Origin of the sequence: uncultured Stenotrophomonas sp., assembly GCF_913778665.1 — a bacterium.
Taxonomy (GTDB): domain Bacteria; phylum Pseudomonadota; class Gammaproteobacteria; order Xanthomonadales; family Xanthomonadaceae; genus Stenotrophomonas.
The window spans coordinates 469,878-484,189 of the sequence record NZ_CAJYVQ010000008.1; the positions used below are offsets into that span (position 1 = coordinate 469,878).

Sequence of the window (14,312 nt, forward strand, 5' to 3'; positions counted from 1 at the left end):
ACGCCGGCAGGCCGCCGGCTCCGGTGCGCAGCGCGCACAGTGCATGGGGAATCAGCCGATGGGAGGGCGCGAAATCGGCGGCATCGGCGGCGCCGGGCGGCCAGTGGCCGGCATCGGCTGGGGGACCAGCGACAGGCCCGGGCCCGTCAGGTGCGGCAACGGCTGCACCACCAGCAGCGGGTGCTGCGCGCAGCTGCGCACGCAGTCCTTGATCTGGCAGTGGGCGTCGTGCGCGGGTGCCTTGGCCTGCGGGGCTTCATCGGCCTGCATGCCAGCGTGGTGATGGCAGTCGGCATCGCCGCCCTCAACGCTGGCCGCAACCGCGTGTGCCATCCGGCCCATGTCCTCGTGTCCGCTGGCCATGGCCGCGTTCAGCCCGTTGAGCAACAGGCTGAGCATGAGCACGACGCGGAGCAGGGTCGAGGCGAGGGACATGGCGTCAATTTAGCCGCAAGTGCGCGCGGATGCACTTCTTGCTGAATGGACGGTTCAAGATTGGAGCGGCACCCATGTGGAGCCGGGCCCACGCTCGGCTGCTTCTGCGCGAACAGCGGCCGAGCGTGGGCTCGTGGGTGCCCGCGCGCCGTTGGGGGCATGCCAGGCGGGCGCGCAGCGCGGCACCGCGTTACCGTCAGCCCTCTTCGCGCACGATCTCCACCAGGCGCGGGCCGTAGCGGCTCAGCTTGGTGCCGCCGATGCCGCCGACCCGTGCCAGTTCATCCAGGCTGGTCGGGCGCTGTTCGGCGATGTTGCGCAGGGTGCTGTCGTGGAAGATCACGAAGGCCGGCACGTTCTGCTCGCGCGCCAGTTCGGCGCGCAGGCCGCGCAGGGCGTTGAACAGGGCCAGATCCTGCGGCAGCACCGACAGGCCGGTGCGCTGGGTACTGCGCTCGCGCCCGCTGCTGCCGCTGGCCGGATCACGGCGCATGCTGATCTGGCGGCGGCCGGTCAGCACGTCGCGGCTGGCATCGGTCAGGCGCAGGCCACCGTGGCCCTCGCTGTCCACTTCCAGCAGGCTGGCGGCGACCAGCTGGCGGAACACGCTGCGCCAGGTGCGCGCATCGAGGTCGCGGCCGATCGCATAGGTGCTGAGCTTGTCGTGGCCCTGCTGCTTGATCTTCTCGTTCTCGCTGCCGCGCAGGATGTCGATCAGGTGGCCGACGCCGAAGCGCTGGCCGCTGCGGTAGACGCAGCTCAGCGCCTTCTGCGCGGGGATGGTGGCATCCCAGGCGGCGGGCGGGGTCAGGCAGTTGTCGCAGTTGCCGCAGGGCCGGGGATAGGTCTCGCCGAAGCCGGCCAGCAGCACCTGGCGGCGGCACTGCATGGATTCGCAGTAGCCCAGCAGGTGGTCGAGCTTGGACCGCTCCAGCTGCTTGCGCTCTTCGCTGGCTTCGGACTGCTCGATCATCTGCTTGAGCAGCACCACGTCGCCCAGCCCGTAGCACAGCCAGGCCTCGGCGGCTTCGCCATCGCGGCCGGCGCGGCCGGTTTCCTGGTAGTAGCCTTCCATCGACTTGGGCAGGTCGGTATGCGCGACGAAGCGCACGTCCGGCTTGTCGATGCCCATGCCGAAGGCGATGGTGGCGCACATGACGATGCCGTCCTCGCGCAGGAAGCGGCGCTGGTTGTTCGCGCGCACTTCCGGCGGCAGGCCGGCGTGGTAGGGCAGGGCATTGAAGCCCTGGCCGCAGAGGAATTCGGCGGTTTCCTCGACCTTGCGCCGCGACATGCAGTAGACGATGCCGGCCTCGCCACGGTGGCCGCGCAGGAAATCGGTCAGCTGCTTGCGGGCATTGTCCTTCTGCACCACGGTGTAGCGGATGTTGGGGCGGTCGAACGAGCTGACGAAGTGGCGGGCCTCGGCCAGGTCCAGGCGCTCGGCGATCTCGCGCTGGGTGGGCGGGTCGGCGGTGGCGGTGAGGGCGATGCGCGGAATGTCCGGCCAGCGCTCGTGCAGGACGGTCAGCTGGCGGTATTCGGGGCGGAAATCGTGGCCCCACTGCGACACGCAGTGCGCTTCGTCGATCGCGAACAGGGCGATGTGGCTGCGCGACAGCAGCGACAGGAAGCGGCCGGTCAGCAGGCGCTCGGGCGCGACATAGAGCATGTCCAGCTCGCCGGCGAGCAGTTCGCGCTCGACGCGGCCGGCGGTTTCGGCGTCCAGGGTCGAATTCAGGTACTCGGCGCGCACACCCAGCTGGCGCAGAGCCTCGACCTGGTCCTGCATCAGCGCGATCAGCGGCGAGATGACGATGCCGCAACCGTCACGGAGCAGGGCTGGCACCTGGTAGCACAGCGACTTGCCGCCGCCAGTGGGCATGAGGACGAGTGCGTCATGTCCGGCAGCCACGTGCTCCACGATGTCCTGCTGCGGACCACGGAAATCGTCGTAACCAAAGACGCGTTGGAGCAGGTCGTGCGCGGGACGGGAAGCCATCCGGCTAGTTTACCCCGGCGGGGGAGTCGGCAGGGCTGCGCCCTGCACCTGCTACGAGTCAGAGCAACGTCAACGTCAAAGGCGACAGCCTGCTCTGGGCTGTCTGCTGGCTGGGCACGGCGGTGTGGGCTTGCAGGACACGCCGTAAACCCATCCATGGGGGCTCGATGGCGCCATCCATGGCGCCAACCGTCCTGCAAGCCCACACCGCCCCACCCCCGACAGATCGCCAGTGACGGTGGGGCCATCCACGCGATGCGTGGATCAAAATCCATCGAAATCGAATATTTCGAGATCGAAACGAAAAGAGTCGAGCATGGCTCGGCTCTACAAGGGCAGGCAGGCCGCGGGAAACTGTCGAAGGCGGGGTGGGGCCGGTTGCGGGGGCGTGAGCGCCATGGATGGCGCGACCGAGCCTCCATGGACGGATTCACGGCGTCCCCCGCAACCGGACCCACCCCGCCAACCCCACAGGAAGCCAGCTTTTGCTTCGGCCGTCGCTGTGGCAGTTGCCGTTGCCTGGGCCTCTGCGGGTGCAGGGCGCAGCCCTGCCGCCCCCCCAAAAAACCCTTACTGGAGCAGGGAACGCAGCATCCAGGCGTACTTCTCGTGGGTCTGCAGGCGCTGGGTCATCAGATCCTCGGTCGGGGCGTCGTCACCCTTGGCGGCCACGTCCAGCACTTCACGTGCCGTACGGCAGACCGCTTCGTTGGCGACCACCAACTGGCGTACCATTTCACGCCAGTCCGCACTGTCGGTCAGGCCCGGTTCCTCGGCGATCGAGGTCAGCGCAGCGAATTCCCGGTAGGAGCCCGGGGCATTGAAGCCCAGCGCGCGGATGCGCTCGGCCACGTCGTCCAGTGCCGCCCACTGCTCGGTGTACTGCGTTTCGAACATGGTGTGCAGCGAGTTGAACATCGACCCGGTCACGTTCCAGTGGAAGTTGTGCGTCTTCAGGTAGAGCGTGAACGCATCAGCCTGGAAGCGCGACAGACCGTCGGCGATCTTCTTGCGGTCGCCCTGGGTGATCCCGATATCGATGTTCGGCGCCGACGGTGCCGCCGCTGCAAGCTTCTGCTTGCCGGTCTTGGCCTTGGTCGTGCTCTTGGTCTTCGCCATGGGGTTCCTCCTTGTGGAATCGTTGGCCTTCACAATAAACCGGTCGTGATGACTGGTCGCTTTCAAAGTCTTGAACGAACCGATTGATGAACTCTATCGATAAAAATCCATCGCCCCGCCTGCGCCAACAGCGCGCCGCCATCAACGGCGCCATGAGCCGCGACCGGGGCCGTTTGCTGGGAATGCTCTCGCGGTGCCAGGCCAAGCCACAGGATGCGGCACTGGCCGCCACCTTCGAGCAGGCCTTGCAGGCGTCGGTGCAGCGCCGGCAGGCGCGGGCGCAACAGCAGCCGTCCATTACTCTGGACCCGCAGCTGCCGATTGCGCGTGAAGCCGACGCGATCATCGAGCTGATCCGCGATCATCAGGTGGTGGTGATCGCCGGTGAAACCGGCTCGGGCAAGACCACCCAGCTGCCGAAACTGTGCCTGGCCGCAGGCCGTGGCCAGGCCGGCATGATCGGCTGCACCCAGCCGCGACGGATTGCCGCACGTGCGGTGGCCAGCCGCGTGGCGCAGGAACTGCAGAGCGAACTGGGCCAGCTGGTCGGCTACCAGGTGCGCTTCAACGACAAGGTCAGTGACGACAGCCGCATCAAGTTCATGACCGACGGCATCCTGCTGGCGGAGATCGCCAGCGACCGCTGGCTGTCGAACTACGACACGATCATCGTCGACGAAGCGCACGAACGCAGCCTCAACATCGACTTCCTGCTGGGCTACCTGAAGCAGCTGTTGCGCAAGCGTCCGGACCTGAAGCTGATCGTGACCTCGGCCACCATCGACACCGAGCGCTTCGCCCAGCATTTCGACAATGCGCCGGTGATCAGCGTTGAAGGCCGTACCTACCCGGTGGAAGTGCGCTACCGCGCGCTGGAAGGCGAGGGCGAAGACCAGGGCGAGCGCACGGTCAACGATGCCATCGTGTCGGCCATCGACGAGATCACCCGTCTTGATTCGCGCGGCGACGTGCTGATCTTCCTGCCGGGCGAACGCGAGATCCGCGATGCGCACCAGTCGCTGGAGCGCCGCAAGTACCGAAATACCGAGGTGCTGCCGCTGTACGCGCGCCTGTCCAACCAGGACCAGGACCGCGTGTTCAACCCCGGCCCGAACCGGCGCATCGTGCTGGCCACCAACGTGGCCGAAACCTCGCTGACGGTGCCGCGCATCCGCTACGTGGTCGATCCGGGCTTCGCCCGCGTCAAGCGCTACAGCCCGCGCAACAAGCTGGACCGCCTGCACATCGAGCCGATCTCGCAGGCCAGCGCCAACCAGCGCAAGGGTCGCTGTGGCCGTATTGCCGAGGGCATCTGCTACCGCCTGTACGCCGAGGCCGATTTCCAGGCGCGGCCGGAGTTCACCGATCCGGAAATCCGCCGCTCCAGCCTGGCCGGGGTGATCCTGCGAATGCTGCAGTTGGGCTTGGGCCGCATCGAGGAGTTTCCGTTCCTGGAAGCGCCGGACGAGCGTGCAGTGGCCGACGGCTGGCAGCAGCTGACCGAACTGGGTGCGATCGACGCCGAGCGGCGCATGACCACCATCGGCAAGCAGATGGCACGCCTGCCGGTGGACGTGAAGCTGGCGCGCATGCTGGTGGCCGCGCAGGCCGCCGGCTGCCTGCGGCCGATGCTGGTGATCGCCTCGTTCCTGGGCATCCAGGATCCGCGCGAACGCCCACCCGAAGCGCGCGGTGCGGCCGACAGCGCGCATGCGCAGTTTGCGGACAGCCGTTCCGAGTTCGTCGGCGTGCTGCGCCTGTGGGACGCCTACCGTCAGGCGCACGAAGACCTGACCCAATCCAAGCTGCGCGACTGGTGCGGCCGTCATTTCCTCGGTTTCCTGCGCATGCGCGAGTGGCGCGAGCTGCACCGCCAGCTGCGCCTGCTGTGCGAGGAGCTGGGCTGGAAGGAAGAAGCCAGTGATGCCTCGATGGCACCGCTGCTGGCTGGCAGCAGTGCACCGGTCCCGGCGCGTGATGATGCCGCCGCAGTGAAAGCCACCCGTGGCCAGCTGCACCGTGCCGCGCGCCTGGCCCGCGAGGGCAAGGCCGAAGCAGCGTCGGCGCCAGTGGCCGTGCGTGCACAGAAGGAACAGGCACCGGTGGGTGGCGGTTTCAGTGAGCGCGTGCGCGCGGCCGCCTACCAGACCCTGCATCGGGCGCTGGTGGCGGGCCTACCGACGCAGATCGGCCACCGCACCGAGAAGGGCGATTTCCAGGCGCCGCGCCAGCGTCGCTTCCTGCCATTCCCGGGTTCGGCGCTGTCAAAGCGGCCGCCGCCGTGGCTGCTGGTGGCCAACCTGCTGGATACGCAGAAGGTGTGGGGCATGACCCTGGCCGCGATCGAGCCGGACTGGGTGATCGCCGAGCTGCCGCACCTGCTGCTGCGCAAGCACTTCGACCCGCACTGGTCGCGCGCGCAGGGTCAGGTGCTGGCCTCCGAGCAGATCAGCCTGTTTGGCCTGGTGCTGGCACCGAAAAAGCCAGTGCACTACGGCCGCATCGAGCCGGGCGAAGCGCATGACATCTTCGTGCGCCAGGCGCTGGTGACTGGCGAGATCAACACCCGCGCCAGTTTCGTGGCCGACAACCAGAAGGTGCTGGAGATCGCCCGCGAGGAAGAAGCGAAGCTGCGTCGCGCCGGCATTGTTGCCGACGAGGACTGGCAGGCACGCTGGTACCTGGACCGGGTACCGCCGCAGATCCACTCGGCGGCGGGCCTGGATACCTGGTGGAAGGGCCTGGCACCGGAACAGCGCAAGACCCTGCACTGGTCGCTGGTCGATCTCTTGCCGGGTGAGGGCAGCGAGCAGGAACGCTACCCGAAGTATCTGCCCCTGGGCCAGGCGCGCCTGCCACTGCACTACCGCTTCGAGCCGGGTGCCGATGATGACGGCGTGACCCTGGACGTGCCGCTGCACCTGCTCAATGCGCTGGACCCGGTGCAGCTGGGCTGGCTGGCGCCGGGCTTCGTCGCCGACAAGGCCTCGGCACTGATCCGCAGCCTGCCCAAGGCGATGCGCCGCAACTACGTGCCGGCGCCCGACTTCGGTCGTGCGTTCTTCGAGGCATTCCCGCAGCCCAGTGCCGATGCCATCACCGGCGAGCTGGCGCGTTTCCTCTCGCGCGCGACTGGTGCAACGGTGACCGCGCTCGATTTCGAGCCCGGTGCGATCGAGCCGCACCTGCACATGAACCTGCGCCTGCGCGACGAGCACGGCAAGGTGCTGGCGACCTCGCGTGACCTCGATGCGCTGCGTGCGAAATTCGGCGGCCGTGCAGGTGATGCCTTCGCGGCGCGTGCCGGGCGCGAGATGGCGGCCGACGGCCTGCGCACCTTCCCGGCCACGCCGATTCCGCTGCAGGTGCCCGGCGAGGCCGGTGTGCCGGCCTACCCGGCGCTGCTGGATGAGGGCGACAGCGTGGCGCTGCGTATCTTCGCCGACCGCCAGCAGGCACAGGAGGCTCATCCGCTGGGTGTGCGCCGCTTGCTGGAAATTGCCCTGGCCGAGAAGGTCAAGCAGGCCCGCAAGCAGTTGCCGGTCGGTGCGAAGACCGGCCTGCTGTACGCGGCGATCGAATCGCAGGAGCGCCTGCGTGGCGATCTGGTCGACGCGGCAATGAATGCGGTGCTGGTCGAGGGCCTGGATGAGATCCGCGATGCGCAGGCGTTCGAACAGCGCCGCGAGCATGCGGCCAAGGCGCTGTTCGGTGAGGCGATGTCGCGGCTGAAGCTGGCCGAGAGCATCCTGGCGCTGGTAGCAGAGTTGAAGCCGCTGCTGGAAGCGCCGCTGATGGGCTGGGCGCGCGGCAACCTGGATGACATGGAAGCGCAGCTGGCCGGGCTGATCCACCCTGGTTTCCTGCGCGATACACCGGCTGATGCGCTGGCGCAGTATCCGCGCTACCTGAAGGCGATGATCCTGCGCACCGAACGCGCCAAGCGCGATCCGCCCCGCGACCAGGCGCGCATGCTGGAACTGCATCCGTTCCTGGAGGCACTGCAGGTGGGCGAGCAGCAGGGCCTGCGCGAGCGGCCGCAGTGGCAGGCCTTGCGCTGGGATCTGGAAGAGCTGCGGGTGTCGCTGTTCGCGCAGGAACTGGGCGCACGCACCGGCATTTCGGCGAAGAAGCTGGCGCAGCGGGTGAGTGCATTGCGCCAGGCGTGAATGTGATGCGGTAGAGCCGGGCATGGGCTCGGCTCTACAGGTAAAGCCGCGGCGCTACTTGGAGCGGCGCACCTTTGGCTGCGCGTTGACGCCTTCCACCTTCATGTACCACACGCCCATCACGCCGGGCTTGATGCTGACCTTGGGCGACTGCTTGCGCACACCGACCACGCTGGTGCTGTCGGTCTGCTCCCACTCCTGGCCGTTGTCCAGCACGTAGACACGACCCTTGCCGAAGCCGCGGAACTCGCCCTGCAGCGCGCCGGTGATCGGCTCGCTGCTGCCGAAGTCGAAGAAGCCGCGGTTCTTCACGATCACTTCCTGACGTCCCTGCTCGCGGGCTTCCTCGCGCACTGCGGCCACGGCCTGGGTGGTGGCCGCCTCGACCTTGCCCTGCAGCCAGTGGTTGAGCGTGGCCAGTTCCTGCGCGCTCAGCTTGTCCAGGCCGGCCGCCTTGAACTCGGCCGGCGACATCTGCTGCTGCAGGTCGCCATCGACCACGCGCTGGGCCAGCGCAGGCGCGGACAGGGACAGCAGCAGCGCGGCGCAGGCCAGCAGCCGTGGGCGGAAACGTGGGGTGATCGAGGGCATGGCGGAACTCTCCTGGGTTTGCCCGCGAGTGTAGCGGCATGTGCTGATGCCCGGCGATGCACTCACAGCGATTGTCCCTGAACGGTGCCGGCGCTAGTGTAGGGGCCTCTGTCTTGCCTGCTCGATGCTGTGAACCGCGCTTCCGTCCCCGGCCTGGATGCCTTGTTGAACCGTCCCTCGGCAGCGGTGCTGCCTGCTCCGCTGCGCCAGGCCCTGCGCGAGCACTGGGAAGCGCCGGAATGCGATCACCAGATGCGCGCCAGCTGGTCGGTGCTGGGCGACACCCTCGATGCGCTGTCGATGCTTTCGGCCGACGAAGGCGCGGTGGTCGCGGCCCTGCTGTTCGACCTGCCCGGGTTGCGTGCCAACCTCGACCAGTTGCCGCTGGGCAACCACAAGACGGCGGTGATCGGCCTGCTCGACGGCCAGGACGCCGCCGACCCGGTCTGGGCGCTGCACGCCGGCCGCGAGGCCGGGCGCAACAGTGAGGGCCTGCGCCGGCTGCTGCTGGCGATCATCCGCGATTTGCGCGTGGTGCCGATCCTGCTGGCACGGCAGCTGGCGCGGATGCGCGCGGCCGACAAGCTGGACGACGAACAGCGCCGTGCGCTGGCCCAGCTGACCCGCGACATCCACGCGCCGCTGGCCAACCGCCTGGGCATCTGGCAGCTGAAGTGGGAGCTGGAGGATCTGGCCTTCCGCCACCTGGAACCGGAAACCTACCGGCGCATCGCCCGTGAGGTGGACGAGACCCGCATTGCCCGCGAGCGTTACGTCGAGAACGTCAAGAAGGTGCTGTCGCGCGAACTGATCGCGCAGGGCATCAAGGCAGAGGTCAGTGGCCGCCCGAAGCACATCTACAGCATCTGGCGGAAGATGCAGAAGAAGCGGCTGGCGTTCGACCAGCTGTACGACATCCGCGCGGTGCGGGTGATGGTCGACGACGTCGCCGCCTGCTACGCCTCGCTGGGCGTGGTGCATGCACTGTGGGCACCGGTGCCGAGCGAGTTCGACGACTACATCGCCCGTCCCAAGGCCAACGACTACCGCTCGCTGCACACTGCCGTGGTCGGCCCTGAAGGGCGCACCATTGAAGTGCAGATCCGGACCCACGAGATGCACTCGCAGGCAGAGCTGGGCGTGGCCGCGCACTGGAAGTACAAGGAAGGCGGCAAGGGCGCGGAGAAATCCTTCGATCGCAAGATCACCTGGATGCGGCAGCTGCTGGAGCAGGCCCAGGACGGGCAGGGCAACGAACTGGCCGGCGCGCTCGATGCCGAGCTGACCGAGGACCGGGTCTACGCGCTGAGCCCGAAGGACGAGGTGCTGGACCTGCCGCAGGGCGCCACCCCGCTCGATTTCGCCTACCAGGTGCACACCATGGTCGGCCACCGTTGCCGTGGCGCCAAGGTCAATGGCCGCATCGTGCCGCTGACCTACCGCCTGCGCAGCGGTGACCGCGTCGAGATCCTGACCGGCAAGGAGGCCGATCCGCGCCGCGACTGGCTGATGCCGGCCCACGGCTTCCTGGCCAGCAACCGCTCCCGCGAAAAGGTGCGCAGCTGGTTCCACAAGCTGGATCGCGCGCGCAACGTGCAGGCCGGCCGCGAACTGCTCGAGCGCGAGCTGAAGCGGCTGGGGCTGCAGCATTCTGACCTGTCAGTGGCGGCGAAGAAGTTCCACGCTGACGGCATTGATGACCTGTACATCCAGGTGGCGCTGGGCGATACCGGCCCCAACCAGGTCAGCCGGGCGCTGCTGGAGGCCGAGCGTGCCGCAAGCCAGCCGGCACCTGCGCCGAGCCTGCCGCGCCCGACCGCACGCCGCGAGAACCTGGGCAAATCCAAGTTCACCGTGCAGGGCGTGGGCAACCTGCTGGTGCAGTTGGCACGCTGCTGCCAGCCGGTGGCCGGCGAGCCGATCGTCGGCTACCTGACCCGTAGCCGGGGTGTCACCGTGCACCGTGCAGACTGTGCTGCGCTGGCCCGGCTGGCCGCCACCAGCCCGCAGCGCATCCTGCCGGTGGAGTGGGGCCAGGCCGGCGGCGGTTATGAAGTGGACGTGGTGGTCGATGCGGTCGACCGTCGCTGGCTGCTGAAGGACATCACCAACCTGATCGCCCAGGAAGACGCCTATGTGCTCGACATCCACAGTGACAACGTGCGCAACAGTGGCCGCGCCCACCTGCGTCTGCGGCTGAAGGTCAGCGATTACGGCCAGCTGTCGACCCTGCTGGGCAAGCTGGACGCGCTTCCGGGCGTGAGCGAGGCCCGTCGCCTGGGCTGAGCTTCACGCTGCCCCGGCTATCCTGCACGCATGGAACGCGAGCCTCTGCATCGCCCGCACGGTGCTGGACATCCGGCGCTGGACCGCGTCCGCCGCGAAGGCCGTTGGTGGTGGCTGCAGGCACGCCATGCGCGCCGGGTCTGGCGCTGGGCGCTGCTCGCGGCGCTGGCGGTGTTCGTGCTGCTGGTGCTGCTGCGCAAGCCGCTGGCTGACTGGTTCTGGGATGAGCCGCAGATCGAGCAGTTGTTGACCGAGGGTGATCGCGCACTGGCCGCCGGCCGTCTGAGCGCAGCCGATGGCAGTGGCGCACGCGAGCGCTACCAGGCAGTGCTGGCCCTGGATGGTGATCGCCTGCAGGCGCGACAGGGCCTGGCACGCACGGGGGCGGCAGCGCTGCAACAGGCGCGCGACAAGCTGCAAGGTGGCGACCTGGACGGTAGCGCGCAGGCACTCGCACTTGCCCGCGAACTACAGGTGCCACAGGGTGAAGCGGATGCCGTCGCGCGCCAGTTGCAGGCCCGGCGCAATGCCGGGGCCGGGATCGGTGCGCTGCTGGCGCAGGCCCGTAATGCCTTCGCGGCCGGGCGCCTGGATGATAGCGAAAGCAGTGCACTGCCGCTGTTCCAGCGCATCCTGGTGCTGCAGCCGGACAGCCTGCCCGCGCTGGAAGGGCGTGAGGATGCACTGAGCGATCTGTTGCAACACGCTCGCACGCTGGCCGGACGCGGGGAACTGGCCGAGGCCAACGCGATACTGCTGCGCGCGCGCCAGTTCGATGCCGGCCACGCCGATCTGCCAGCCAGCCAGGAGGCGCTGGCGCAGGGGGTCGATCAGCGCTTGCGGCTGGCGCAGCGGGCGTTGCAGCGGCACCAGCTGGAAACGGCAGCGAAAGGGTTCCTGGCAGTGCTGGCGGTGGCGCCGGACGATCCGAGGGCGCAGCGCGGCCGCGAGCAGACGCTGCAGGCCGTGCTGGCGCGCAGCCAGACCCAGGCCGACGATTTCCAGTTCGAGGCCGCGCAGCGCGATGCGGTGCTGGCCGAGCAGTTGGGCGCTTCGCTGGCGGCGCGACAGCAGCTGGCGCAGCGTCTGCAACGCGCGCAGCAGGCCCAGCAGGCGCTGCAGCAGCCTGCGCTGGGCCGCCCCCAGCGCGAGCGGCAACTGCGCGACTACCTGCGCAGGATCGAACGTGCCGAGAACGCCGGCCAGTGGATCAGCCCGCCCGGGCACAGTGCGTTTGATGCGCTGCGCGAGGTGCAGGCATTGGCGCCGCGCGATCCGCGGGTCAAGGCTGCCGCCGCGCGCCTGCTGCCTGCCAGCCGTCGTTGCTTCGACGACAACCTGCGGCAGAACCGCGTGCAGGCGGCGGGTGCCTGCCTGCAGGCCTGGCAGACCCTCTCACCTACCGCGAGCGGCCTGCCCGCGGCGCGCCAGCGGCTGGCACAGCGCTGGCTGGCGATCGGCAGCGAGCGCCTGGGCAATGGCGATGTGGCATTCGCCGAACGCGCGCTGCAGCAGGCCGGCGAACTGGGCGTCAGCGCCTCCAGCAGCGAGTACCAGCAGCTGCGGCAGCGCCTGCGCGATATCGGGGTGTCGTCGCCATGAGCGATCTGATGCTGCAGTGCTCGTTATAGTGGGCAGCCCCGCCGCGATGTCCCACGGAGTGCCGATGACCGTCCTTGTTTCCGGAGCCACCAGCCAGATCGGCCGCTTCCTGCTGCCGCGGCTGATGCAGGCGGGCATGCAGGTGCAGGCGGTGAGCCGGCAACCGCAACCGGCGCAGGACGGCGTGCAATGGCTGTGCGGGGATCTGGCTGGCGCGCTGGACAGCGTGCCGTCTCCCCACTGGCAGGCCATCGCCAGCTTCGGGCCGCTGGAAGGCCTGGCCGCCTGGCTCGGCCGGCAGGCCACCGCGCCGGCGCGGCACGTCATCGCCACCAGTTCGATGAGCGTGCTGAGCAAGCAGGACTCCGCACAGGCTGACGAGCAGGACGTGGTGGCGATGCTGCAGCGGGGCGAAGCAGGCCTGATCGCGCAGGCCGAGCGGCTGGGCATGGCGTGGACGATCCTGCGCCCGACCCTGATCTATGGGGCCGGCATCGACCGCAGCATCACCCCGATCGTGCAGCGTGCACTGCGCCTGCGCGTGTTCCCGATTCCGCTGGCCAGTGGCCTGCGCCAACCGGTGCACGCCGATGACATCGCGCGGGCGGTGCTGGCCTGCATCACCACCGGTGCGGGCGCGGCGCGCGTGCTGGAAATCGGTGGTGGCGAGCGCCTGCCGTACCATGCGATGTTCCGTCGCGTGCATGCCAGCCTGTCGCAATCGACGCTGGCGCTGCCCCTGCCGGGAGGCACACTTCGCGGACTGGCGGCGTTGCTGCCGCGTGCGCGCGGCCCAGTGTCGCGCCTGCAGCAGGACCTGATCGCCGACAACGGCCCGCTGCAGGCATTGCTTGGCGTGCAGCCCCGGCCGTTCCGGCCGGAGGCGCAGACGTGGCAACCGATGAGCGCCGCGCAGGCGCTGCAACGGATCGCCGCGGTGCCCGGCAATCACTAGTCAGCAGCGGTATCCGTGCATCGCCGGGGGCTCTGCTACCATCGCCCGGCCTTGTTCCCTGCGAGTACGCTAGATGCCTGACGCGCCATACCGATCGGCCCCCGTCGAGCGCATTGGCGTTGCGCTGTGCACCTACAACGGTGCGCGCTACCTGCAGGCGCAGCTGGACAGCATCCTCGACCAGGATCTGCCGGTGCACGAGATCGTGATCGGCGACGACGGCTCCAGCGACCAGACGCTGCCCTTGCTGCGGGCCTTCGTGCCGCGTGCCGAAGCACTGGGCATCCGGGTCGAGCTGGTGCAGCACACGCGCAACCTGGGCTATGTGCGCAACTTCACCGACGCGCTGCAGCGCTGCGGGGCCGATATCCTGTTCCTGTGCGACCAGGATGATGTCTGGCATCCGGGACGTGTGCGCACCTTCGTGCAGCGCTTCCAGGCCGATGCCGGACTGTTGCTGCTGCACAGCGATGCGCGGCTGGTGGATGCGCAGGGCGCGCCGCTGGGCCAGCGCTTGCTGGACGTACTGAAGGTGCACCCGGCCGAGGTGGAGCTGGAGCGGTCAGGCCAGGCGGTCGAGGTGATCCTGCAGCGCAACTTTGTCACTGGCGCGACCTGTGCCCTGCGCCGGACGCTGCTGGCCGGATCGCTGCCGGTACCTGCAGGTTGGAGCCATGACGAATGGCTGGCGATCCATGCATCGCTGCAGGGTGGGCTGGACATGCTGGCCGAGCCGACCATCGACTACCGGCAGCACGGCAACAACCAGATCGGCGCCAGCCGCCGCAGTTTCGTGCAGCGGTTGCGTCGTCTCGACCTGTTCGATGCGCAGGCGCGCCAGCGCACGGGGGGGCGCCTGCTGGGCCTGGATGCCCTGCTGCGGCAGCGTGGCGTCACCCTCGCACCGGCGCGTTTGAAGGGCCTTCATGCGCTGGCCTGGCGCATGGCCTGGTCGCGCGTGCAGCTGTATCGGCGTGCGGATGTTTCCGTGCGCTGGATCGCCCATGACACCCCGCGACTGCTGGCCCGGCTGGCTAATGTGTGCCTGGCCGGCGCCGGCTGGAAGGGCGTGCGCGCCGCGCTGGCGGGGGCCACGGCCGGCTGGCGGGCACCGCGCGCAGCTTGAACTGCAGTGAAACCGCGGTCCAGCGGC

At 68.8% G+C, this 14,312-nt stretch carries 9 protein-coding genes; 5 read left to right on the forward strand and 4 right to left on the reverse strand.

All coding sequences use genetic code 11. The features are described 5' to 3' along the window. Window positions 1–51: 51 nt before the first annotated feature. From QZ853_RS10845 to QZ853_RS10855, 3 genes are all read right to left on the reverse strand, one after another. Window positions 52–435, reverse strand: coding sequence for a CopL family metal-binding regulatory protein (locus QZ853_RS10845; protein ID WP_295572922.1), 384 nt, complete (start codon window positions 433–435; stop codon window positions 52–54). Window positions 436–631: 196 nt separating this feature from the next. Next, a complete protein-coding gene (recQ, locus tag QZ853_RS10850) occupies window positions 632–2,437 on the reverse strand; it encodes a DNA helicase RecQ (RefSeq protein WP_295572925.1) in 1,806 nt (601 codons plus the stop codon). A 570-nt stretch (window positions 2,438–3,007) separates the two neighbouring features. Further along, window positions 3,008–3,556 (reverse strand): Dps family protein, encoded by a 549-nt coding sequence (locus tag QZ853_RS10855; RefSeq protein WP_006439098.1) that lies wholly within the window; start codon window positions 3,554–3,556, stop codon window positions 3,008–3,010. Window positions 3,557–3,642: 86 nt separating this feature from the next. On the opposite strand from QZ853_RS10855, the gene hrpA reads away from it, so the two are divergent. Beyond that, the gene (gene hrpA, locus QZ853_RS10860; protein ID WP_295572927.1) at window positions 3,643–7,725 is read left to right on the forward strand and encodes an ATP-dependent RNA helicase HrpA; all 4,083 of its coding nucleotides are present in this window, start codon (window positions 3,643–3,645) and stop codon (window positions 7,723–7,725) included. Window positions 7,726–7,779: 54 nt separating this feature from the next. Here hrpA and QZ853_RS10865 read toward each other — a convergent pair whose 3' ends face one another. Continuing rightward, the gene (locus tag QZ853_RS10865; protein ID WP_295572930.1) at window positions 7,780–8,316 is read right to left on the reverse strand and encodes a hypothetical protein; all 537 of its coding nucleotides are present in this window, start codon (window positions 8,314–8,316) and stop codon (window positions 7,780–7,782) included. A gap of 129 nt (window positions 8,317–8,445) precedes the next feature. Here QZ853_RS10865 and QZ853_RS10870 point away from each other — a divergent pair, with 129 nt between their 5' ends. The 4 genes from QZ853_RS10870 (at window position 8,446) to QZ853_RS10885 (ending at window position 14,285) form a co-directional block, all read left to right on the forward strand. Further along, window positions 8,446–10,602: a bifunctional (p)ppGpp synthetase/guanosine-3',5'-bis(diphosphate) 3'-pyrophosphohydrolase gene (locus QZ853_RS10870; protein ID WP_295572933.1), complete on the forward strand. Its 2,157-nt coding sequence runs from the start codon at window positions 8,446–8,448 to the stop codon at window positions 10,600–10,602. 30 nt (window positions 10,603–10,632) lie between these two features. Then, a complete protein-coding gene (locus tag QZ853_RS10875; protein WP_295572935.1) occupies window positions 10,633–12,204 on the forward strand; it encodes a hypothetical protein in 1,572 nt (523 codons plus the stop codon). A gap of 64 nt (window positions 12,205–12,268) precedes the next feature. Further along, window positions 12,269–13,159, forward strand: a complete 891-nt coding sequence (locus tag QZ853_RS10880; protein ID WP_295572938.1) for a hypothetical protein — start codon at window positions 12,269–12,271, stop codon at window positions 13,157–13,159. A 73-nt stretch (window positions 13,160–13,232) separates the two neighbouring features. Continuing rightward, window positions 13,233–14,285 carry a glycosyltransferase family 2 protein gene (locus QZ853_RS10885; protein ID WP_295572941.1) on the forward strand — a complete coding sequence of 351 codons (1,053 nt, stop codon included), beginning with the start codon at window positions 13,233–13,235 and terminating at the stop codon, window positions 14,283–14,285. Window positions 14,286–14,312: the final 27 nt, after the last annotated feature.